This window comes from Clostridium magnum DSM 2767, from assembly GCF_001623875.1.
In the GTDB taxonomy this organism is placed as follows: domain Bacteria; phylum Bacillota; class Clostridia; order Clostridiales; family Clostridiaceae; genus Clostridium_AM; species Clostridium_AM magnum.
Genome location: NZ_LWAE01000001.1, coordinates 86,481 through 110,272, shown reverse-complemented (window position 1 = coordinate 110,272; position 23,792 = coordinate 86,481). Strand labels below are relative to the sequence as shown.

General features: G+C 31.4%; 18 protein-coding genes and 2 pseudogenes. 6 read left to right on the top strand and 14 right to left on the bottom strand.

The genetic code is table 11. From position 1 onward, the window contains the following. Nucleotides 1–177: 177 nt before the first annotated feature. The 11 genes and pseudogenes from spoVT to purR form a co-directional block, all read right to left on the bottom strand. Entirely contained in the window at nt 178–732 is a 555-nt protein-coding gene (gene spoVT / locus CLMAG_RS00610; RefSeq protein WP_066616495.1) for a stage V sporulation protein T, read from the bottom strand. Nucleotides 733–900: 168 nt separating this feature from the next. Beyond that, nucleotides 901–1,925, bottom strand: a pseudogene (locus tag CLMAG_RS00605) (peptidylprolyl isomerase). 76 nt (nt 1,926–2,001) lie between these two features. Continuing rightward, nucleotides 2,002–5,522: pseudogene (gene mfd / locus CLMAG_RS00600) on the bottom strand (transcription-repair coupling factor). A gap of 30 nt (nt 5,523–5,552) precedes the next feature. Further along, entirely contained in the window at nt 5,553–6,116 is a 564-nt protein-coding gene (gene pth / locus CLMAG_RS00595; protein WP_066616492.1) for an aminoacyl-tRNA hydrolase, read from the bottom strand. A gap of 181 nt (nt 6,117–6,297) precedes the next feature. Beyond that, nucleotides 6,298–7,482 carry a S1C family serine protease gene (locus tag CLMAG_RS00590; protein ID WP_066616489.1) on the bottom strand — a complete coding sequence of 395 codons (1,185 nt, stop codon included), beginning with the start codon at nt 7,480–7,482 and terminating at the stop codon, nt 6,298–6,300. A gap of 84 nt (nt 7,483–7,566) precedes the next feature. Continuing rightward, nucleotides 7,567–8,976 (bottom strand): sensor histidine kinase, encoded by a 1,410-nt coding sequence (locus tag CLMAG_RS00585; protein WP_066616486.1) that lies wholly within the window; start codon nt 8,974–8,976, stop codon nt 7,567–7,569. Next, nucleotides 8,977–9,663: a response regulator transcription factor gene (locus CLMAG_RS00580; protein ID WP_066616483.1), complete on the bottom strand. Its 687-nt coding sequence runs from the start codon at nt 9,661–9,663 to the stop codon at nt 8,977–8,979. It abuts the gene before it with no gap. A 245-nt stretch (nt 9,664–9,908) separates the two neighbouring features. Beyond that, nucleotides 9,909–10,868: a ribose-phosphate diphosphokinase gene (locus CLMAG_RS00575; protein ID WP_066616481.1), complete on the bottom strand. Its 960-nt coding sequence runs from the start codon at nt 10,866–10,868 to the stop codon at nt 9,909–9,911. Between the two features lie 20 nt (nt 10,869–10,888). Further along, nucleotides 10,889–12,259, bottom strand: a complete 1,371-nt coding sequence (glmU, locus tag CLMAG_RS00570; protein ID WP_066616479.1) for a bifunctional UDP-N-acetylglucosamine diphosphorylase/glucosamine-1-phosphate N-acetyltransferase GlmU — start codon at nt 12,257–12,259, stop codon at nt 10,889–10,891. Nucleotides 12,260–12,412: 153 nt separating this feature from the next. Then, nucleotides 12,413–12,703: a septation regulator SpoVG gene (gene spoVG / locus CLMAG_RS00565; protein ID WP_066616473.1), complete on the bottom strand. Its 291-nt coding sequence runs from the start codon at nt 12,701–12,703 to the stop codon at nt 12,413–12,415. Nucleotides 12,704–12,804: 101 nt separating this feature from the next. Further along, nucleotides 12,805–13,620, bottom strand: a complete 816-nt coding sequence (purR, locus tag CLMAG_RS00560) for a pur operon repressor (protein WP_066616470.1) — start codon at nt 13,618–13,620, stop codon at nt 12,805–12,807. Between the two features lie 228 nt (nt 13,621–13,848). On the opposite strand from purR, the gene murC reads away from it, so the two are divergent. The 5 genes from murC to CLMAG_RS00535 all read left to right on the top strand — a co-directional run bounded on the left by murC (nt 13,849) and on the right by CLMAG_RS00535 (nt 18,604). Further along, a complete protein-coding gene (gene murC / locus CLMAG_RS00555; protein ID WP_066616466.1) occupies nt 13,849–15,234 on the top strand; it encodes a UDP-N-acetylmuramate--L-alanine ligase in 1,386 nt (461 codons plus the stop codon). A 75-nt stretch (nt 15,235–15,309) separates the two neighbouring features. After that, nucleotides 15,310–15,624 carry a hypothetical protein gene (locus CLMAG_RS00550; RefSeq protein ID WP_066616463.1) on the top strand — a complete coding sequence of 105 codons (315 nt, stop codon included), beginning with the start codon at nt 15,310–15,312 and terminating at the stop codon, nt 15,622–15,624. Between the two features lie 169 nt (nt 15,625–15,793). After that, nucleotides 15,794–17,140, top strand: coding sequence for a [Fe-Fe] hydrogenase large subunit C-terminal domain-containing protein (locus tag CLMAG_RS00545; protein ID WP_066616461.1), 1,347 nt, complete (start codon nt 15,794–15,796; stop codon nt 17,138–17,140). A gap of 233 nt (nt 17,141–17,373) precedes the next feature. Continuing rightward, the gene (locus tag CLMAG_RS00540) at nt 17,374–18,027 is read left to right on the top strand and encodes an HAD family hydrolase (protein ID WP_066616455.1); all 654 of its coding nucleotides are present in this window, start codon (nt 17,374–17,376) and stop codon (nt 18,025–18,027) included. A 166-nt stretch (nt 18,028–18,193) separates the two neighbouring features. Further along, on the top strand, nt 18,194–18,604 hold the full coding sequence (locus CLMAG_RS00535) for a hypothetical protein (RefSeq protein WP_066616453.1): 411 nt from the start codon (nt 18,194–18,196) through the stop codon (nt 18,602–18,604). A gap of 53 nt (nt 18,605–18,657) precedes the next feature. Here the strand turns inward: CLMAG_RS00535 and CLMAG_RS00530 are convergent, their stop codons facing one another. Beyond that, nucleotides 18,658–20,214, bottom strand: coding sequence for an ABC-F family ATP-binding cassette domain-containing protein (locus CLMAG_RS00530; protein ID WP_066616451.1), 1,557 nt, complete (start codon nt 20,212–20,214; stop codon nt 18,658–18,660). A 183-nt stretch (nt 20,215–20,397) separates the two neighbouring features. Here CLMAG_RS00530 and CLMAG_RS00525 point away from each other — a divergent pair, with 183 nt between their 5' ends. Further along, nucleotides 20,398–21,573, top strand: coding sequence for a class I SAM-dependent rRNA methyltransferase (locus CLMAG_RS00525; RefSeq protein ID WP_066616448.1), 1,176 nt, complete (start codon nt 20,398–20,400; stop codon nt 21,571–21,573). A gap of 14 nt (nt 21,574–21,587) precedes the next feature. Here CLMAG_RS00525 and mnmL read toward each other — a convergent pair whose 3' ends face one another. Further along, nucleotides 21,588–22,520 carry a tRNA modification radical SAM protein MnmL/YtqA gene (mnmL, locus tag CLMAG_RS00520; RefSeq protein WP_066616446.1) on the bottom strand — a complete coding sequence of 311 codons (933 nt, stop codon included), beginning with the start codon at nt 22,518–22,520 and terminating at the stop codon, nt 21,588–21,590. Nucleotides 22,521–22,592: 72 nt separating this feature from the next. Next, nucleotides 22,593–23,702 (bottom strand): hypothetical protein, encoded by a 1,110-nt coding sequence (locus tag CLMAG_RS00515; RefSeq protein WP_066616443.1) that lies wholly within the window; start codon nt 23,700–23,702, stop codon nt 22,593–22,595. Between the last annotated feature and the right edge of the window lie 90 nt (nt 23,703–23,792).

Here is a 23,792-nt window from a genome sequence, read left to right as displayed (position 1 = left end):
CACCTTTTCGTAATGTTTTTCACCTTAAAACTTATATACTCAACTTAATTTATTTCTATGTCTATAATTATTTAAACTTTGAGGGCATTATTACTTTATAAATGAATATTTTTTATTTAAATGTCAATAATTTTTATAGGTGTAAAAAAAGCAAAATGGCAGCTGTGCTGCCATTAATTACTGCTCCATTTGTTTTCCAAGGAAAGAGGATGCTGTTTCAGCTAATTTAACTTCTACCTCATTAAACTTAGTGCCTTCTTCCTTAGCTACTATTATTACTGCTCCAATTGCATCTCCTTCTGCTATGATAGGTGAAATTACTTGCGCAGAGTACTTTCCTTCCACCTCTTCATCATCATATAAAGGTATTAGTTTTTCTTTTCCTTCTCCGAAGGAAACAGTTTTTCTTTCTTCTATTATCTTTTCCAATTCGTTACTTATTTTCTTTTCCAAATATTCTTTTTTTGTTGATCCACTAAGTGATATTATGCTATCTTTGTCACAGATCAAAACTATATTACCTATAGTTTGTTGCAGTGATTCTGCATATCCTTTTGAAAAATCACTTAATTCTCCAATAGGAGAGTATTTCTTAAGAATAACTCCTCCTTCTCTATCAGTAAAAATCTCAAGAGGATCTCCTTCCCTTATTCTAAGAGTTCTTCTTATCTCCTTTGGTATAACTACTCTACCTAAATCGTCTATACGTCTAACAATACCTGTTGCTTTCATCCTGTCTTACCTCCTAAAACATAATATAATTATCACTTGTGTTAATATTATCTTTCTAAATATGAAATTTTATACACAATTGTTATTTAAATTAGCAAATATTTATAATTAATAAAAAAGGTAATACCACAATATAATTAATACTGTGGTATTACCCTCTTCTGCTTTTTATTCAAGATTTTTAGGCTTCTTCTCGATCTTCGCCGCCTTTGTCCACTCATCTATTTTTGTGAAACTACACTTTGCTTTTCTTTATCTTCAAGTTCTTTCTTTATTTCAGCTTTTACGGTATCAAGTTTCTTAACAGGATATTCTTCTTTCTTTATAGTCTTTATTACGTGATATCCAAATTGAGTTTTAACTGGTGCTGATATAGTACCTTCTTTTAGAGCTATTGCTGCTGCCATAAATGTAGCATCCATTCCTGAATCCACATAAGGTACAGTTCCTAAGTCTCCACCTTTATCCTTTGAACCTGGATCTGTTGAAACTTCCTTAGCAACCTTTGCAAAATCTTCACCTTTATCTAGTCTATCTTTCGCTTTTTTAGCTTCATCCTCAGTTTTAACTAGTATATGAGCTATATGTATTTTATTTGGCTTCTCTGTATATTGATTTTTATTAGCATTATAATAGTCTTGAATCTTTTTATCATCAATTGTTATATTTTTCGTTAAGTTGTCACTAACGTTTTTATACATTTCCTGACTTCTTAACTGACTTGTGAATAACTCTTTTAACGACTGTTCAGTAAAGTTTTGTTGTTTTAAAGCTTCCTGAAACTTTGTTTCATCATTTCCAAACTGTTGTGCTTTAATATCATTGTATTGCTTATCAACTTCAGTTTTTAACTTTGCTTCATCTGGAAGTAATTTTAGTTCTTTTGCCTTTTGCTCAACAACTTTTTCAGTTATCATGTTCTCTAGAATTTGTTCTCTTTGAGTTTTTAAAACTTGTTTTGCATCTTCATTCTTCTCGTAATTTTCTCCATACTGCTGCTTAAGCTGAGCTATAACACTCATCATATTTGGATTTTTATCTAGATCCGCTCTAGTAATTTTTTCTCCATTTACAATTGCTACAGAACTCTTAGCTATAGCCTCTGGTGTTTTAGCTATCATATTACAGCCAACAGTAGATAGTGCAAACATACTTATTAAAGCTGCACTAATTAGTTTTTTTATATTTTTCACTATTATTCCCCCACTCTTTTCTAATGTTTTTACGTAACATAACTAATTTTAACATAAAAATATTTTTACTACAAAGTTATTTTTGTTCATATATTTTAATCATATACTCCATCATCTCTTTTATGTTTAATATTAGTTCTTCCCTTTTTACATCCTTAAGCTTGTAGCCAAAACCTGGCTTCTCTGATATTTTTAATGCTACTTTTTTATTATAGTCTTTTAATAGTCCTTTTATTACATTTTCATTTATTCTTCCTTGACTTTCAAATGTAAATATCACTTCATCTTTTCTTTCTTTTATTTCTTCTATTCCTAATTTCTTTCCTATACTTCTTATATAAGATATATTGATAAGATTATATACAGAAGCTGGTATACTTGAAAATCTATCTTCCAATTCCTCTTGGATATCCATCATATCTTCATAAGAGTCTATTGCTGCAATCTTCTTGTAAATCTCTATCTTCTGAACTTCATCCCTTATGTATTTGCCTGGAATGTAAGCGTCTACTTTTAATTCTACTGTAGTTTCTACTGGTTCTTTATCTATTTCCCCTTTTACTAGCTTGATAGTATCCTCAAGCATTCTACAATACAAGTCATATCCTATAGCTGACATATGACCATGCTGAGCTCCCCCATCATATTGCCAGCTCCTCTTATTTCTAAATCCTTTAAAGCTATTTTAAATCCTGATCCAAGTTCCGTAAAATCTTTTATTGCTTTAAGTCTCTTTTCAGCTACTTCAGTTAACACTTTATCCTTTCTGTAAGTCAAATAACAATATGCTATTTTATTAGTTCTTCCAACTCGTCCTCTTAACTGATATAGCTGAGATAATCCCATCTTATCTGAATCATGAATTATCATAGTGTTTACATTTTGAATATCCATACCAGTTTCTATAATAGTTGTAGCTACTAAAACATCATACTCTCTTTTCATAAAATCTACTATTACATTTTCAAGCTCCCGTTCCTGCATCTGACCATGTGCTACACCTACTCTTGCCTCAGGTACTAACTTTGATACATAGGCTGCCATCTCTTTAATATTTTCAACTCTATTATATACAAAGTAAACCTGTCCTCCTCTATTTAGTTCCCTTAATATACCATCTCTTATTAGCTGGTCATTATACTCCACCACATAGGTTTGCACCGGATACCTTTCCTCTGGAGGAGTTTCTATAACACTTATATCCCTTACTCCAACAAGAGACATGTGCAATGTTCTAGGTATAGGTGTTGCGCTCAAAGTTAAAACATCTATATTTTTCTTCATATTTTTAATTTTTTCTTTATGAGTAACTCCAAATCTTTGCTCTTCATCAATTACTAGGAGTCCTAAGTCTTTAAACTGAAGATCTTTTTGAAGAATTCTATGGGTACCTATCAGTATATCTACCTCTCCATCCTTTATAGCCTTAATAGTGGCCTTCTGTTGAGCTGTTGTTCTAAACCTACTTATCATATCTATTCTCACAGGAAAATCAGAGAATCTTTGCATAAAGTTATTATAATGCTGTTGTGCCAGTATTGTAGTTGGTACTAATAAAGCAACTTGCTTACCATCCATAACTGCTTTAAAGGCAGCTCTTATGGCGACTTCTGTTTTTCCATATCCAACATCCCCACACAACAATCTATCCATAGCACTGTCAGATTCCATGTCAGATTTTATGTCACTTATTGCTGAGAGCTGATCTGGCGTTTCTTCATAAGGGAATTCATCCTCAAATTGTTTTTGCCAAACGGTATCTTTTGAATACCTATAACCTTTTAAGGTCGACCTTACAGCATAAAGCTTTACTAAATCTTCAGCTATTGCCTCAATAGATTTTTTTACCTTTCTTTTTGCCTTAGCCCATTCGCCACTTCCTAGTTTATTTATTTTAGGAGTTTTTCCTTCAGTACCTATATATTTTTGTACCATATCCAACTGTTCTACAGGTACATATAGCTTATCATCTGAGTCGTAGTATAGCTCCAAATAATCCTTCTTATGTCCCTGTAAATCAAGCTGTTTTATACCACGATACACTCCTATACCGTGATTTACATGAACTACATAATCACCTGGTTTTAATTCTGTAAAACTTTTAATTTTACTTACACCTTTTTTAGTTGCTCTATTTACAGCCTTTCGCTTTGCCTCTCCAAAAACCTCTTTATCAGAAATAACACAAACCTTCAGATCTGGATATTCAAATCCCTTTAGTTGGCTACCAAAGGTTATAATTACTTCGCCTGGTTGTATATTATGTATTACATCCTTATATGAGCTTTCTATTTCTCTATCCCTTAAAGTATCAACCAGTCTTTCTCCTCTCGGTCTTGTGCCAGAAAGTATAACTATTCCAAACCCTCTAGATTTTTTATTTTTTATATCATCTATAAGTAAATCCACCTGTCCTTGATAATTATGTAAAGTAATCTGTGAAAAGTTCACTATAGATCTAGGAGGAAGCAAACTTGTTGATTTTGCTATAGAATCCAATGTAATAATTTCCTCTTTTTTTAAAGCTTCAAATATCTCTAATCTGTTTAATAAAAGTTCAATTTGCTTAGGTAATATATTGCCTCTCTGAAGGAAACTTTTGTAATTTTCTTCAAATTCAAAATATACACTATCCAATTTTCCTTTACATCTCTGCACATCATCAATAATTATAAAATAATCTTTAGTATAATCTAAAAAAGAAGATGGCTTATCATAAAAATATGGTAGAAAACTATCTATTGTTTCAAAGTTCCAATTCTCCTTCAAAGATTCTAAATTTCTACCAATTATGCTTTGTATACTTTCTATAGCTTCTTTATTCTTACTCTTTTTAAGCTTATCAATTATTATATTTAGATCCTTCTCTATTCCTTCATATCCTTTTTCAATAGTATGACTATCAAAAATCATTTCTTTAGCCGGAAATATCTCAATACTTTCTACCTTCTCGATACTTCTTTGGGACTCTAAGTTAAAGCTTCTAATAGAATCTACTTCATCCCCGAAAAGTTCTATTCTATAAGGTTCTACAGCTATAGGTGAATATAAGTCCATTATGCCTCCCCTTATAGAAAATTGTCCCTTACCATCTACAATTTCTACTCTCTCATATCCACATTGTATAAGTTTTTCACTTATTTTTTCTAAATCTATAGCATCTCCTATAGAAATATTGAATGTATAATTTTTATATAAATCTACTGGAATGTAACTGGATGCCAAAGCCTCAATAGAGGTAACTATTATTTTATTACCTCTATTGAGTATCTCCCTTATTACCTTAAGCCTTTCCCATCTTAGATCACCAGATATAGCGTCTATGTTATAAAACACCACTTCTTTAGTTGGAAAATAATAAACTTGTGTTGAGTAAAAGGATAAATCCTCATATAACTTTCTAGCCTCTACATCGCTATGTGTAAGCACTAGAAAAGGCTTGTCTAATTGTTCAAACACTCCATCTATCAAATAACTTCTAGCAGATTCTGAAAGTCCAAATACCCCCACTGGAAACTTACTTGATTCTATATCACTTATTATACTTTTAAATTCTTTACTGTCTCTAAGAGGTTTTATAAGTCCATCTAGTCTCATTTTTAACAACCACCCTATCAATTTACATCTTTATATTTTAAAACCATTAAATCTATTCATAGACTCTATTATTCCAGTACTTATAATATTTTCTACTGCATCCACTCCAGCTTTAAAAACTTCCTTTAGCTTTTCAGAATCATCTGCGGAAAACTTGCCCAAAACATGAGATACTAATTCTCCCTTAGGCTGTCCTACTCCTATTTTAATACGCGAAAAAATATCCGTGCCTAAATTAGCTATAATGTTTTTTATTCCATTATGCCCACCTGCACTTCCTTGTGATCTTATTCGAAGCCTTCCAACATCTAAGCTTATATCATCATATACTACTATTATATTTTCATTTTTTATTTTGTAGAAATTAGTAACCTCCCTTACACTCTCACCACTAAGATTCATATAAGTGCTCGGTTTCAATAGAGTTACTTTTTTACCACTTATGTTTCCTTCTCCATACATACCTTTAAATTTTTCCCTGCTAATGGGTATATTATACCTATCTCCTATTAAATCTATAATATCAAAGCCAACATTATGTCTAGTATGTTCATATTGTTTACCTATATTTCCTAAACCAACTACTAAAAACATTTCCTCACTCCCAACTATTACTTTATTCCATGACTAATAACTACCACTTACATTGTCTTCTATACAGCTAGTAACATAAGCAGTACTAAATTTGAAAATTTATCTTATTCAATTTGTTAGCTATTCACTAAATATATATTATACTAAAAGACATAAATAATAAAGAGACCTCAAAGTCTCTTTATCTATTTTTTTCTTTCACTTCTGAAAGAGTTATATTTATCTCCATGGTTTTTCCGCTTCTCCATATCTTACAGACCACAGAATCTCCAATTTTATGCTTATCTAAAATGTCTGATAAATCCTCAAATTTAGTCACTTTCTTTTTATCTAACTCTAGAATTATATCTGTAGGTTTAACTCCTGCTGCTGCAGCCCCACTACCTGCTATCACTTCTCTTATATAAACTCCCTGAATATTATTTTTTTCCGAAACTACACTCTGCCCATATATACCTAAAAAAGGTCTTGATACTTTTCCATAGTCCATAAGAGATTTTATTATACTCTTTGCCTCATTTATAGATATGGCAAATCCCATTCCTTCAGCATTTTGTTCTGTTCCAATCTTTAAGCTATTTATGCCAATAACTTCCCCTAACTCATTACAGAGTGGTCCTCCGCTATTACCAGGGTTGATAGCTGCATCTGTTTGAAGAACTTTATATATAGTTCCACCATATTGTATTCTTCTATTTAATGCACTTACTATACCAGATGTAACTGAACCAGCAAATTCCTCACCCAATGGATTTCCTATTGCTATAGCTGTGTCACCAACCTTCACTTTAGAAGAGTCTCCAAATTTAGCTGTAGGCAAATTCTGTGCATCCACTTTAATAACAGCTAAATCAGACCTAGGATCAGATCCTACAATGGTTGCATCTAAGGTTTTCCCACTGGAAAGCTTTACTGTAACCTTAGCTGCTCCCTCTATCACGTGATTATTAGTAGCTATATAACCATTGGAGTCAAATATTATTCCTGAACCACTTCCTATATCCTGTGAGCCAAAAAAACCTTCTGATCTATTGCTTATCCCTACAACTGCTGGCCCTACTGTTTCTGCAACTTTTGTAATTGCATTTTTAGTTATATCACCTGTTCTTGTTTGACTTCCCTCTTCCTTAGATTCAATTAAAGATTGATTATTGGGTGTATAAGCTTTATTAGAATACTTTTTGTCTATTACATAAGCCCCTGATATTCCACCAGAAACTGCGGCTATTATTATAAAAGCGATTCCTTTAATAAAATTTCTTAATTTACCTCTGTTTTTCCTGTTTCTAAACTTTATTTTCCCCTCCCCTCCATCTATATTTTTCCACTTGACATCTTTAACTTCACCAAGTTTATTATCATCCATTTACTTGCACCTCATAATCTATCATTTTTAGAGATATCATAAAAATTTCTTCTCAAAATAAATATTAATAAACCATAATAATCTTTAAACCTTCTTAAGAGTAAAAGTAAATGTCACCCCTTGATTCTCCTTATTTTCGATCCATATATCTTCTCCAAGCTGAGTAAGTATGCTTCTAACTATTGATAATCCAAGTCCGGTACTCATTTTAGAAGTTCTAGATTTATCAGCCTTATAGAATCTATTCCATATGTGTTTTAAATCTTCTTTAGGTATGCAAGGTCCATCATTAAATACAGATATTAAAGCTTTATCTCCTTTAGATCTAGTGCAGATTCTTACATTTCCTTCTTCTGCTCCATACTTTATAGCATTATCTATAAGATTTGTAACTACCTGTGTAAGTCTATCTCTATCCGCAGCTACATAAAGCCTATCCTCATGCATAAGCACATCTACCTTCAGTTTTTTTTCTTTTATTTTTGTTTCAAATTTTATTACACAAATTCTTATAATTTCATTAATATCAATTTCTTCAATTCTAAGTTTAAATTGTCCAGCCTCTATAGCTGATAAATCTAATAGATCATTTACTAACCTTGTAAGTCTTTGAATCTCTTCATAGGCAACTGATAAATAATAGTTTTCTTTTTCCTTTGGAATAACTCCATCTAATATACCTCCTATAAATCCTTTTATGGAGGTTATTGGTGATCTTATTTCATGAGATACATTTGATATAAATTCTCTTCTATTCTTCTCTACTTCTTCTAGAGAATCTGCCATAGAGTTAAATGATTTAGCCAGTGTTCCTATTTCATCCTTAGATTTTATGCTTACTCTTTTCTCTACTTCTCCTTTAGATATCTTGTCTGCTACATAATTAATTTTTGCCAGAGGTCTTATTATTATTCTCTGAGATATATAGTATATTACAATACAGGAAACGATAATGGCAAATACTGCTGAAATCCATATTATCTCATAGACCTTTTTTAATGCCCCCCTCAATTCATCGATAGAGGTATGCATCATTATAGCACCATTAAAAATACCCCTAGAGTATATAGGTATTTCAAAAGTATGAACAGGAATCTTAAACATGTTTCCAAATACACCTTTTTTCTCAACGGTATGTCCAATACGCAACTCCTCTAACTCCTTAGTAAGAATTTGTGTGCCAATAAGATTTTTATGCCCACTATCAGACACCGCATATACATATCCATAGCTGTCGGTAAGCCATATATCTGCAGATGAATAGTTTCCCACATAGGTTAATATTTCATTTATTCTATCTATTGAAACATTTCCTTGTAAATATTGTATTGCTGTAGGTCCAATGAGCTGAGCCTCTGTTTCTAATTGACTTTTCCTTTGGTCAAAATAGTAACTTTCAAACCAGTAAGATAAGAAAGCCGCCGTCATAACAAAACTTATAGCAATAATTACAGTAAAAGTGAAAACTAACTTGGAAAACAAACCTTTTCTCATTTATTTCACCTCAAATTTATATCCTACTCCCCATACTGTTTCTATTTGCCAATTAGGGCCTCCCTGTAACTTTTCTCTAAGTCTTTTTACATGTACATCTACAGTTCTGGAATCTCCCGGATAATCATATCCCCAAACTTCACATAACAGCTGTTCCCTTGTAAAAACTCTATTTTTATTACCTGCTAAATAATACAAAAGTTCAAATTCTTTTGGAGGCATTTTTATCTCTTCGTCTTTGTAAAGTACTGTGTATGAATTTATATCTATAGTCAATTGTTCAAACTTTAAAACTTCCTTATTTTCATTATCAATATTATATCTTCTTAAGACAGCCTTCATTCTTGCAAGCATTTCTTTAGGTTCAAAAGGTTTAACTATATAATCATCGGCTCCAAGCTCAAGTCCTAAAACCTTATCAAAAGTCTCACCTTTCGCAGTTAACATAATAACTGGTGTTTCATAATCCTTTCTTATCCACTTAAGCACATCTATACCGTCAATATTAGGAAGCATTATGTCTAGTAAAACCAAGTCTGGCCTATACTCTAAAAAGACATCCTGTGCCTCCCTACCATTGTGACATACCTTCGTATTGTAACCAGAGCTTTCAACATACATTTTTATTACTTCACATATATTTTCATCATCATCTACAATTAGAATTTTTCCTATTGAACCTTCCATTTTCCCATTCTCCTTTCATAGCAACTATTTCTGCTTTATAAACAAGCACTTATATATAATTTATCACATATTTAATATCTTCTAATAGTATATCCTTAAAAAGTTACAAATAATTAACTATGTTTTAAATAATATAAAAAATCACTATCAATATTTACTGAATATCAATAAATTACGATAGTGATTTTTTTATATTTAATTAAATTATATTTTTCTGTTTTGACATATACTTTTTTTAATTTCTATTAGTCTTCAAATAACTTACTAACAGGATTATCTTCGTATATTCTCTTTATAGCCTCCGCAAAAACAGGTGCTACAGATAATACCTTGAACTTATCCATCATTTTATCTTCTGTTAAATTTATTGTATTTAACATTACTAATTCTTTTATAGCTGATTCTTTTATTCTGTCTATAGCTGGACCTGATAAAACAGCATGAGTACAGCAAGCATATACTTCTTTTGCTCCCATTTTTACTAATGCATTAGCTCCATTTGTTATCGTTCCTGCTGTATCTATCATATCATCAACTAAGATAACTGTTTTATCCTGAATATCTCCAATAATATTCATTATTTCCGATACATTTGCCTTTGGTCTTCTCTTATCAATAATAGCTATTGGAGCATGTAGCTTATCAGCGAACTTTCTAGCTCTTGTTACACTACCTAGGTCTGGTGAAACAACTACAACATCTTCTCTCTCCCCAAATCCTTTTTGTATAAAGTACTTTGCAAGAATTGGCGCTCCAAGTAAATGGTCTACTGGTATATTAAAGTATCCTTGAATTTGCGCTGCATGTAAATCCATTGTTAAAACTCTATCTGCACCAGCTGCAGTTAATATATCTGCAACAAGCTTTGCTGTAATTGGATCTCTAGCTTTTGCCTTTCTGTCTTGTCTAGCATATCCATAATAAGGCATTACCGCTGTAATTCTTCCTGCTGAAGCTCTTTTAAAAGCATCAATCATAATTAAAAGTTCCATTAGGTTATCATTTACCGGATTGTTTGTAGATTGAACTAAAAATACATCTGTTCCTCTTACAGTTTCGTTAACATCAACGGATATTTCACCATCGCTAAATGTAGAAACCTTTGAGTCTCCGACAGACATTCCTAATATACTGGCAATGTCCTTAGCTAAATCCGGATGTGAATTACCTGCAAAAATTTTAATATTTTTCCCATGGGTTATCATTATATAATCCTCCTAAAATTTTATTTATTTAATCCTTTTTTTTCTACCCAGCCCACTTTATTTACTTGCTTTGCTCTGCCAATAGCTAATGCTCCCTTTGGAACCTCTTCTGTTATAGTTGACCCTGCTGCTATATAAGCATCCTCTTTTACTTCAACTGGAGCTACTAAATTAGTATTGCAACCTATAAATGCATTATTTCCAATTATAGTTTTATGCTTATCTTTTCCATCATAGTTAACTACAACTGTACCGCAGCCAAAATTACATCCAGTTCCGATTTCTGCATCTCCAATATAAGTTAGATGTGAAACTTTAGTATTATCTCCTATAGTAGATTTTTTTATTTCAACAAAATCTCCTATTCTAGCAGACTTCCCAATAACACTTTCTGGTCTTATATATGCAAATGGTCCAACTGTTGTATTCTCACCTACTGTGCTTTCTAATATTGTGGAACTTTGAATTGAAACATTTTTTCCAATTATACTATCTTTTATCCTAGAGTTAGGATATATTATACACCCTTCTCCAATGATTGTTTTACCTTGAATTACATTGCTTGGATATATAACGGTGTCGTTATTTATTTCAACATCTATTTCTATATATGTATTTTCAGAGTCTATTAGAGTAACTCCGTTTTCCATATGATTTAGGTTTATTCTTTTTCTCATAACCTTTTCCGCTTCTGCAAGCTGAACTCTTGAGTTTACTCCCATCGTTTCTTCAAAAGGTATAGGTAACGCTCCTACTTTTTCACCATTACTTTTTAGAATTCCTATAACATCTGTTAAATAATATTCGCGTTGAGCATTATTGTTATCTAGTTTATCTAAACTTTTAAGTAAATTCTCAATGTCAAAACAATACATACCTGCATTTATTTCATTTACTTTTAATTCATCTTCTGTGCAATCTTTATGTTCTACTATCTTTAGTACTTCTTCACCCTTTTCTCTTATTACCCTTCCATATCCTGAGGGACTGTCTACTATGGAAGTTAATATAGTAGCTTTATAATTACCTTCTTCATGGAAGCTAAGAAGTTTTTTTACTGTTTCTTCCGTAATTAAAGGAGCATCTCCTGTAAATATCGCTACTGTCCCTTTTTTCCCATCTAGAAACTCCCTTGCACACATAACAGCATGACCAGTTCCTAGCTGTTTGTCTTGCAAAGAGTAAGTAACTTCTCTTTCTTTTGTAGCTTCTTTTACCGCATCTGCTCCTCTTCCGATAATTACATTTATATCATTTATTTCTGCTTTCTTTATAACGTCGATTACTATATTTACCATTTCTCTTCCGCATACTTTATGAAGTATCTTAGGAGTTGAAGATTTCATCCTTTTTCCTTCACCAGCTGCCAATATTATAGCACAATTATACATTATAACACCTCTTTATGGCCATAAAATTACATTTTTCCATCTTATATTATAAAAACATCCCTTAATATTATATTTTATATGAAAAATATTTTCAACCTCATAGTGAATTTTTATTCGTAAAATAATAAAAAGGAGTAAATTTACTCCTTTTTATTATTCTTGACTATCTTCTTCGGAAACAGTTTCTTCATTTTTTACTTTTTCATATTCTCCTAAAATTGCCTGTTGAATCTTTTCTCTTGTTTGAGTATTAATTGGGTGTGCAATGTCCTTAAATTCTCCATCAGGAGTTTTTCTACTTGGCATCGCTATAAAAAGCCCATTTTGACCTTCTATAACCTTTATATCGTGAACTACAAATTCATTATCAAAGGTTACTGAAACAATAGCTTTCATTTTACCCTCAGCGGCAATCTTTCTCACTCTAACGTCTGTAATTTCCATATAAAATCCACCTCCAAGATGCTTATGTATATATTATTCTCTGTAAGTTATATTTTTCCTTCTTATTTTACTAAAAAATATTAAATTTTTCGAAAATTTTATTATTTGAATATTTTTGAAGGAAATAATAGAGCATTACCCTTTTCATCGATACCTTTAAAGTCTACAATTGATACATAATCATGTACTAACTTTTTAGGAATTTCTACATTATCAATTAGTACCCCTATTCCTAAAAGCTCACTTTCAAACTCTTTTAGTAAATCAATTATACCCATGGCAGTTCCACCTGCCTTCATAAAGTCATCTACAAATATGCACCTGCTTCCTTTATTCATAGCTTTCTTTGATAGTGACATATTTTGAATTCTTCCACTAGAGCCTGAAACATAATTAATACTTAAAGTAGACCCCTCTGTAACTTTTGTCTCTCTTCTTACTACCACAAGTTGAACTCCAAGCATTTTAGCTACTTCATAAGCCAATGGTATCCCCTTGGTTTCAACTGTAACTACATAATCCACATTTTTATCATTAAAGGCTGATGCAATTATAACTCCTGCTGTATTTATTATCTGGGGATTAAACATTATATCTGTCATATATAAAAAATTCCCTGGTATTATTCTTTCACTATTTTTCAAAATAATACATAGTTTTTCAGCAAATTCCTTACTTTTTTCTAAAGATAACCCACATACATACTTTACTCCGCCTGCTGCACCTGATATTGTCTCAACTCTTCCCATAGAAAGTTTATTTAAAATATCCTTAACTACAACTAAATCTTCACTCACTGTAGATTTTGCAGCATTAAACAGTTCTGTAAAAGTATTTAAATTTATTACCTTATTAGGACTTTCCGTCAGAATTTTGGTTATAGCTGCTATCCTCTGATTTCTACTTAACTTTTCCATTCAATCACCTATCTATACTAATTTTTACGAATAATTAAAAAAATTCATATCTTATCATTCATATTCTATTCTAAAACAAGTATATAATCAATACTTTATTATACTTATGACTTCTTTAATATTTTTGCCAAAAATAGAATTTAAAATAATATAATTAATTGTGTTTTTTTGCCTTATTTTTGTATATAATTATTAAATGAAGTTAATTATTTTAAGGAGCTGATTTTATTGTCATTTGATTTTATAATGGATAAAGATAAAAAGGTATATTTTATAGGCATAGGCGGCATAAGCATGAGCGGTCTAGCTGAAATTTTAATAGAAAGAAACTTTAAAGTGTCTGGTTCTGATATGAACTCATCGTCCATAACAGATAGATTAGCCGCTAAAGGCGTTCAAATAAATATAGGTCAATCAAAAGATAATATCACAAATGATATAGATTTAGTTATCTATACTGCCGCTATATCTGACGAGAATCCTGAACTATTAAGAACTAAAGAGTTGAACATACCAACTATGACTAGAGCGGAATTTTTAGGATATATAATGAAAGGCCATAAATACAATGTTGCAGTAGCAGGAACACATGGTAAAACTACTACCACTTCTATGATATCTCATATATGCTTAGATGCAAGCCTGGACCCTACTATACTTGTAGGAGGACAGCTAGATATTATAAATGGCAATGTGCGTCCTGGAAACAGTGATTATTTTATAACAGAAGCCTGTGAATACAAAGGCTCTTTTCTAAAGTTTTTTCCTTATGTAGGTGTAATATTAAATATAGATGCTGATCATTTAGATTATTATAAAGACATTAATGAGATTCAAGATGCATTTATAAATTTTACAAAGCTTATTCCTGAAGACGGATATCTAGTATGCTTTGCCGAAGATGAAAAAATGGATAAAATAATTTCTGAAGCAAAATGCAATATTTTAACCTACGGTATAAACACTGGGAATATTACTGCCCAGAATATATCCTTCAACGAAAAAGGCTGCGCTAGTTTTGATGCATATAATGAAAATGAAAAGATTATGTCCGTACAACTAAACGTTCCCGGCAAACATAATCTCTTAAATGCCTTGGCGAGTATATGTACTGGAATAAGCCTTAATGTTCCAAAGGATAAGATAGTTGAAGGTTTAAAAAACTTTAAAGGCACCCATAGAAGATTTGAATTAAAAGGTGTAAAAAATAATGTTACTGTTATAGATGATTATGCACATCACCCAACAGAAATTAAAGCTACTTTAAGTGCGACCAAAAATTATCCACATAGAAAAATATTCTGCGTTTTTCAACCACATACTTATTCAAGAACAATAAGTTTGTTCAATGAATTTGTTGAAGCTTTTGATGATGCGGATGAGATTCTTCTTGCAGACATATATGCTGCAAGGGAACAAGATACAGGTATTGTAAATTCTACTATGCTAGGTGATAAAATTAGGGAAAGAGGACTTAAATGTTCTAATTTTCATGACTTTAATGAAGCTGTTTCTTATTTAAATGAAAACTTAGAAGATGGAGATATCTTTTTAACTGTAGGTGCTGGTGATGTATATAAAATAGGAGAAATGTATCTTAAAGAAAATAATTAGAAAACCATAAATATGCGTAAAACATCTCCAATATGGCAATAATATGATTGATAACCTGTTGGAGGTGTTTTTATTATGAAAAATTTTTTAGTATCCGCTTTAGTAGATATAGTTTTAATCTTTATGTCCTATTTTTTATTTCGAAAAATAATCAGTGGCCCTACTAGACATAGGCTTTATGAAAAGTTTTTCGGTTCTTTCGCAAAATTTGTAATTTACACGTTCATAGCTACCATAACTATAACTGGTCTAACTGCTTTTGTACTTTATAAAACATGGTTTATAGCTTATATCAATATAATTGCACCTGCCCTAGTATCTGTACTTGTAGGTTTTGTTATGTCTACAGTTCCTACACGGGGTGTAGGCGATAACAAAAGTAAGGAATGATTTAATCTTAAAAAATAGCTGACAAATCACAAAGTGCGTCAGCTGTTTTTACATTTCTATAATAATTAATTCTTTAAAATATTTATTGTTTTTTAATAAATTACTTTACACAATATAATAGTATAATATATGTTATATTTAAACTTAAGATTTACAAGGAGTTGTTATTATGAAACAAAAGTACAGCGAATTATTTAAAAACATAGTAAAAGCATACTATGAAGATAGGTTAGAAGAAATAGTATCTGAAATTCTATCACAAGATGAAATAGACAAAGCTGATTTATGTAAGGTTATATCTTCACTTTGTGGTATAGGCATAACCTATAGTGAAAATTTTATAGAGGATCTAAATCAAGGAATAAAATCATATGAAGCAAATCATAAGGTCGTTAATAAAATAAAGCATTGTTCTATGGATTGTGCTGATATTCATGGTGAAACTCTATGCCAAAAATCTTGTCCTTTTAATGCTATTTTTATAGATAAAGAAAAGAAAACCAGCGTAATTAACAGTGAAAAGTGTACAGATTGCGGATTTTGTGTGGAGGCATGTCCATCTGGTGGAATTCTAGATAGAGTCGAATTTATTCCCCTTTTAGACCTAATAAAAGGTGACCATCCTGTAATAGCTGCAGTTGCTCCTGCTATAATTGGTCAATTTGGAGATAACGTTACTATTGAACAATTAAGGTCAGCCTTCAAGAAAATAGGTTTTACAGATATGGTAGAGGTTGCTTTTTTTGCAGATATGCTCACATTAAAAGAGGCTGTTGAGTTTGATCACTTCGTAAAGAAAAAAGATGATTTAATGATAACTTCCTGCTGTTGTCCTATGTGGGTAGGTATGCTTAAAAGGGTCTATGAAGACATGGTTAGATATGTTTCGCCTTCAGTATCTCCGATGATTGCTGCTGGCAGAGTAATGAAAAAATTGAATAATGATTGTAAAGTTGTTTTTATTGGGCCTTGTATCGCTAAAAAAGCAGAAGCAAAAGAAAAAGATCTCATAGGTGATATAGACTTTGTACTTACTTTTGCAGAGTTAAAGGATATTTTCGAAGCCCTTAATATAAACCCCATAGAATTGGAGAGTGATTCGTCTACAGAATATGCTTCCAGGGGAGGCCGACTTTATGCTCGTACTGGAGGTGTCTCTATAGCTGTAAGCGAGGCAATAGAAAAACTATTTCCTGAAAAACATGATTTAATTAAAACAGTTCAGGCAAATGGTGTAAAAGAGTGTAAAGCCATTTTAGAGAAGGCCCAAAATGGCAATGTAGATGCTAACTTTATAGAAGGAATGGGATGCATCGGTGGCTGCGTAGGAGGTCCAAAGGCAGTTATCTCAAGAGCCAAAGGAACAGAGCATGTAAACACACTGGCCGAGAATTCAGCTATAAAGATAGCTGTAGATAGCTCCTGTATGAATAAAATACTTGATAACTTAGGCATTCACTCCATAGAAGATTTTAAAGATGAAAGTAAAATAGAAATATTTGAAAGAAAATTTTAGGTTTTCTGTATAACAATTATCTAATATCTTAAATATATAATCTAAAGATGTTTAAAGCTATGATACTTCTTAGTTCTAGACATCTTTTTCTTTATACATAATGAAGCTATTTAATGTTATATTCATCCTTTGGAATAAGTTTCACTTTATATTCATTTTTTATGATGCTATACTAAAAAGTGAATATTAGGCCATGTGTTAAATTTATTAATGGTCTAAAATGAGGTGATATTATGCTTAAAAATATTAAAGGTGCAATTTTCGATATGGATGGAACTCTAATTGATTCCATGTGGGTTTGGAGTAAAATTGATGAAGAATACTTAAAGAAAAGAAATATAGATTTACCTAAAAACTTAAAGGAAGAAATTGAACATATGAGCTTTTTGGAAGTGGCTCAATACTTTAAGAATAGATTTAACCTTCCTGATACCATAAACGAGATTCAAAACGAATGGAATAACATGGCAGTAAATTATTATAAGAATGATGTAGAATTAAAACCTGGTGCTAAAGAATTTTTATCACTATTAAAATCAAAACAAATAAAAATTGGACTAGCTACAAGTAACTATAGTGTCCTGGTGGAACTAGCCCTTAAAAAAAATGGCATTTATGATTTTTTCGATTCCATAACCACTACTGATGAAGTAACAAGAGGAAAGGATTTTCCCGATGTCTATTTGCTAGCCGCTGAAAGGTTAAATTTAAAACCTGAAGAATGTGTAGTTTTTGAGGATATATTACCAGCTGTTAAAGGTGCTAAATCCGCTAATATGCTTGTAATTGGTGTCCATGATCTTTATTCAGAGTACCAGAAACAAGATATAATTAATTTGGCTGATATGTATATTTCACATTATATGGAATTAACGGAGGCTGTATAACTTTCGTAATAAAATAAGGCTTAGGCAAGATTTAATTCCCTGACAATTAAAGTTTTAATTTATATTATCTCAATTTAATTCCATACTAAGGTTTTTTTATATTATTGACAGTTTTTCTAATAAATCTGAATATAATAATACTGTAGAGCTTTTTGGAGGAATATTAATGCTATGCTTTTTATTTCTAATTATTATAATTGCTGCTGTATGTATCTCATATTATTTTACAAATAAAATGGCAGCCCAACGAAAGCAAATTCTCCTTCTTAAATATCAAAATAACGGTTTAAAGGAAAACTCAAAAGCTGAGAGAGACAAGAAGATTTCTGTAGAATACATCCTTCCAGCTAATACTAAGGGTTTCATAAAAAAGAGGTGTGAGTTGCTAATATGTCCTATTGATAACTCAGCAGTGTTAAATTCTCTTCAGGAAGATACATTGGTAAAAGTAGAGGATAGCGCAAATGTTAATAACCAATTATGGTATGAAATTTCTCTAATAACTGAAGAAAGAATCAACAGTAAAGGATGGGTAAAAGAAGACTTTATGATATTAGAACAAAATTCTAATGAATAATATGAAAAAGGTGACAAGAAATATACATTAGTATTTCTGTCACCTTGTTTTTGCTACACTATTTTAGTTGTCCACTCTTCACAATTCCAAATATCTGTAACTATATCTCTATAAAATTCTGGTTCATGGCATACTAAAAGAATACTTCCCTTATATTCTTTTAATGCTCTCTTTAAGTCATCTTTTGCATCTACATCTAAGTGGTTAGTAGGCTCGTCTAGAATTAATATATTAGTCTCTTTATTAATAAGCTTACATAGCCTTACCTTTGCCTGCTCTCCTCCACTTAATACACAAACTGAGCTTTCTATATGCTTAGTTGTTAACCCACATTTAGCTAAAGCTGATCTTACTTCATATTGGGTATATCCAGGGAAATCTTGCCACACTTCATCGATACAAGAATTATAGTTGACCTCTTTTATTTCTTGCTCAAAGTATCCTATTTCTTGATAGTCTCCTAACTCAACTTCTCCACTTATAGATTTAATTTGTCCTAATAAACTCTTTAACAATGTAGATTTTCCAAGACCATTAGCACCTACTAGAGCTATCTTTTGTCCTCTTTCCATATTTAAGTTAAGTGGCTTTGAAAGCGGTGAATCATATCCGATAACTAAATCTCTAGTTTCAAATATTAGTTTACCGGAAGTTCTAGCTGTCTTAAAATTAAATTCTGTCTTTGGTTTTTCAGCCGTAAGTTCTATCTTATCCATCTTATCTAATTTCTTCTGTCTCGCCCTAGCCATTCCCGTAGTTGCAACTCTTGCTTTATTTCTCGCAACAAAGTCTTCCAATTTAGCAATTTCTTGTTGTTGCCTTTCGTATGCCGCCTCTAACTGTTTTTTATTTGCATCATAAACTCTCTTAAAGTTTTCGTAGTCTCCAGTATATCTTGTAAGTGCCCTATTCTCAACATGATAAATTACATTTATGACACTATTTAAAAATGGTATATCATGGGATATTAGTATGAATGCATTTTCGTAGCTTTGTAAATAAGTTTTTAGCCACTCTATGTGTACTTCATCTAGATAGTTTGTAGGCTCATCTAAAAGTAATATATCTGGTGTTTCTAATAAAAGCTTAGCTAACAAAACTTTTGTTCTTTGTCCGCCGCTTAGATCAGTTACATCCTTATCCAATCCTACATCTTTAAGTCCAAGTCCCCCTGCAACCTCTTCTATTTTAGCATCAATTATATAAAATCCATTATTATCCAACATATCTTGAATGATAGCCGTTCTTTCAAGAGCTTTATTCATTTCATCTTCACTCATGTCTCCCATTTTTCCGTAAAGCTCATTCATCTCTATCTCCATATCAAATAGATATTGAAATGCCTCTCTTAATGCGTCTCTTATGGACTTTCCCTTTTCAAGTTTTGCGTGCTGGTCCATATAGCCTACCCTTACTTTATTGCTCCATATAACATTACCTTCGTCAGGCATTAATTTTCCTGTTATTATGTTCATAAATGTTGATTTACCTTCACCATTTGCTCCTATAAGCCCAATATGCTCGCCTTTTAATAATCTGAAAGACACATCCTCAAATATCGCTCTATCTCCAAAACCATGACTTATATTTTTAACTGTAAGTATGCTCATATATTTTCTCCTTAACCCTTAAATATTTAAAGTACAAAATACTAAAATGATTAATACAAGAAATAGTTTAAATTATACTTAAGGCTTATGTCAAAGGAATTTTAAGATAAAAATAAAATGTACTATTAAATTTTCACTTGTGGTATACTACATAAGGAACAAAAACAGGGAGGTAAATTACTAATGGCTTGTAAGTTTTATTTATATAAAGGTATGGGACGAAAGGCAGAAAATGGACATCCATGGATATACACTACAGAAATAGAAGGTTATGACGGAACTTATGAAAATGGAGACATAGTTGAAGTTTATAACTTTAAAGGAAGCTTTATAGGGAAAGGTTATGTAAATGACGTTTCAAAAATCACAATAAGAATGATGACAAGAGATATAGATGAAGAAATAGATGAAAACTTCTTTAGAAAAAGGTTATATAATGCCTGGGAATATAGAAAGAAAATTATTGATACCTCTAGTTGCAGATTTTTATTCGGCGAAGCAGACTTCATTCCAGGGCTTATAATAGATAAATATGAGGATTATTATGTTATACAATCACTTGCTCTTGGCATAGATAGATACAAGGATATAATCGTTAAGATATTACAAGAGGACTTTGCCGCAAAAGGCGTTTACGAAAGAAGTGATGTTAAAGTACGTAAACTTGAAGGAATGGAACAAACAAAAGGCTTCTTAACAGATTCTTTTGATACAATTGTACAAATTACAGAAAATGGTGTTAAATACAATGTTGATATAGAGAATGGTCAGAAAACAGGCTTCTTCCTTGACCAAAAAGAAAACAGACATGCAATACACAGAATTTGTAAAAATGCTGATGTTTTAGATTGCTTCACTCATACAGGTTCTTTTGCTCTAAACGCTGGAATAGCTGGAGCAAAAAGCGTACTTGGACTTGATATATCTCAGCTCGCTGTCGATGAGGCAACAAGAAACGCAGAGCTTAATGGTATTTCTGATGTAGTTAAATTCGAATGTCATAACGCTTTTGATGTACTTCATCAATGGGTGAAGGAAGGAAGAAAATATGATGTAGTAATACTTGATCCCCCCGCATTTACAAAGTCTAGGTCTACAATAAATAGTGCAGTGAGAGGATATAAAGAAATTAACTTAAGGGGTTTAAAGATGGTTAAACCTGGCGGATTTTTAGTTACATGTTCTTGCTCACACTTCATGAATCCTGAGCTTTTCAAAGAGACTATTGCCGATGCTGCAAAAGATGCAAGAAGAATGCTAAGACAGGTAGAGTTTAGAACCCAATCATCAGATCACCCAATACTTTGGAACTCTGATGAGTCTTATTACTTAAAATTTTATATATTCCAAGTAGTTTAAGCAGTTTAATAAAATTAAACTGCTTTTTCATTACTATATATTCCTTGATATAAGTTTCTTTCTTTAAGTTCTAGATCTATAGAGTTTAAAATTTCCCATTTCTTCAAACTCCATTGTGGACCTATAAGTAAATTTCTCGGTGAATCTCCTGTAAGCCTATGAATAACTATATTGGAGGGAGTCATTGCTATTGCAGAACATATAATATCTATATATTCATTTTGAGTCATAAATTTTAGTTCGCCACTATCATAAAACTTCACAAGAGGAGTATTTTGCATTAAATGCAGTAGATGAAACTTTACACCTTGAATATCCTTACTTGTAACATATCTTACTGTATCTAGCATATCCTCCTTTGTCTCACCTGGTAATCCAAATATCACATGAGCTACCACATCAATGTTTCTGCTTCTTAAATCTTTTACTGCCTTTTCAAATACCTGTAATCTATATCCTCTGTTTATTTTCTGCGCTGTTTCTTCATTTGAAGTTTGTAGCCCAAGTTCCATCCATGTATAAACTTTCTTATTGAACTCTTCTAAAAGTTTTAATACATCTTCACCAAGACAATCTGGTCTAGTTGCTATGGCTAATGCTACAACTCCATCTTGATTTACAGCTTCTCCATATTTTTCTCTAAGAGTTTCTATAGATGCATAAGTATTAGTATACGCCTGAAAGTATGCAATATACTTCCCTTCTTTCCATTTTTTATTCATAATTTCTTTTATATGAACAAATTGATCTTCTATAGAAAAAGACCTATTACCTGCGAAATCTCCTGATCCTCTTTCACTACAGAATATACATCCACCTTTACTTATAGTGCCATCTCTATTTGGACAGGAAAATCCAGCATCCAATGATATTTTAAATACCTTACACCCAAACTTTTGTCTTAAAAAATAATTTAAATTATAATATCTCTTATCTCCCCACAGCATCATTCTTCTCCATTTATTGTTTTTTAGGCACCTGAAAGAAAAAAACAAGTCAAAGATGCCTTATATATTATATCACATTTTCTTTGCCTTAAAATCCTTAAGACTTAGTTGCCATTTTCCTGTAATATCTGTTATAGTCTTGTCTCCTGATTTTTTCGGTACCACATCGAAATTTAAAGTTTCCTTGTCATATGATGAGAAGGTTATATCCACTTTATCCAATGGATACTTTTCTTCAAACTTAAATGATATTAAGTCTCCTCCTTCTAGCTTATAGACTCTTAAACAATGCCCAATACCAGGCTTAGTATATTGTACTGTTAAATTTTTTTCTTCTGGTGAAAAAGTCATAAATTCTACTTTAGAATCCTTTAATAAATCTACAGAGGTAATCTCCTTACCAATTGGTTTTTCTTTGGCTTTATCACCTTGATTTTCTTTACTACCACCGCCGCCACCTTTATCATCCTCTCCTTTATCCGACTGTACTGCTAATGATTCATCTATTTTTACTATTGCAATATAAGAATCCTTGTCTTCAGTAGCTATCGCTAAGTTTTCTCCACCGTAGGAAAAGTTAATAAGCGAAAACTTTGTTTTAGGTACTTGTATTTTACCTATATTAGTCTTGTCATCCTTAGAAAAAGCATAATTAGGCATACTAGCAATATCTATTATAAGATTTGTGTTTACATTATTTTTATTTCTCAACCTTATTTGATTTCCTTGTATAAAAGCTTCTTTTTGTACAGTATTATTTGTTTCACTTATTTTATATTCTGATTCCTCTTTTACTATTTTAATAGAATACTCATCTAAGGATGCAAATGGCTTAGTAATATCTGCTCTTGCAACTTTCAGCTTAAAAACTCCTGACTTTCCAACCTCACTAGTATCAGTTAAATTATATCCAAAAATTTTTAGATTGTTATTCTTCTCAGAGACAGTACTCTTTAAAAGATCCTTAGAGTAAAACTTCTTACTATTTTCTATATCCTCCTTAGTCAAATATTTCATATAGGTATCCGTTACATTTGTAGCTGCCTTCATATCAAAACTTTCACTTGTTTCTTTACTTTCTTCTTTTTTATTAGCCCCACATGCTAATAACATTCCACAAGTAATTATTACTAATAATATTATTACGCCCCTACTTACCCATCTTATATGCATTCTGTTCATCTTGCTTCCCTCCATTTATGATGAATTTCTTATAATTTTACTTTTTCTTTAGTTTTCCCTTAAAATAAAAATTTAATTTATAAATCATTA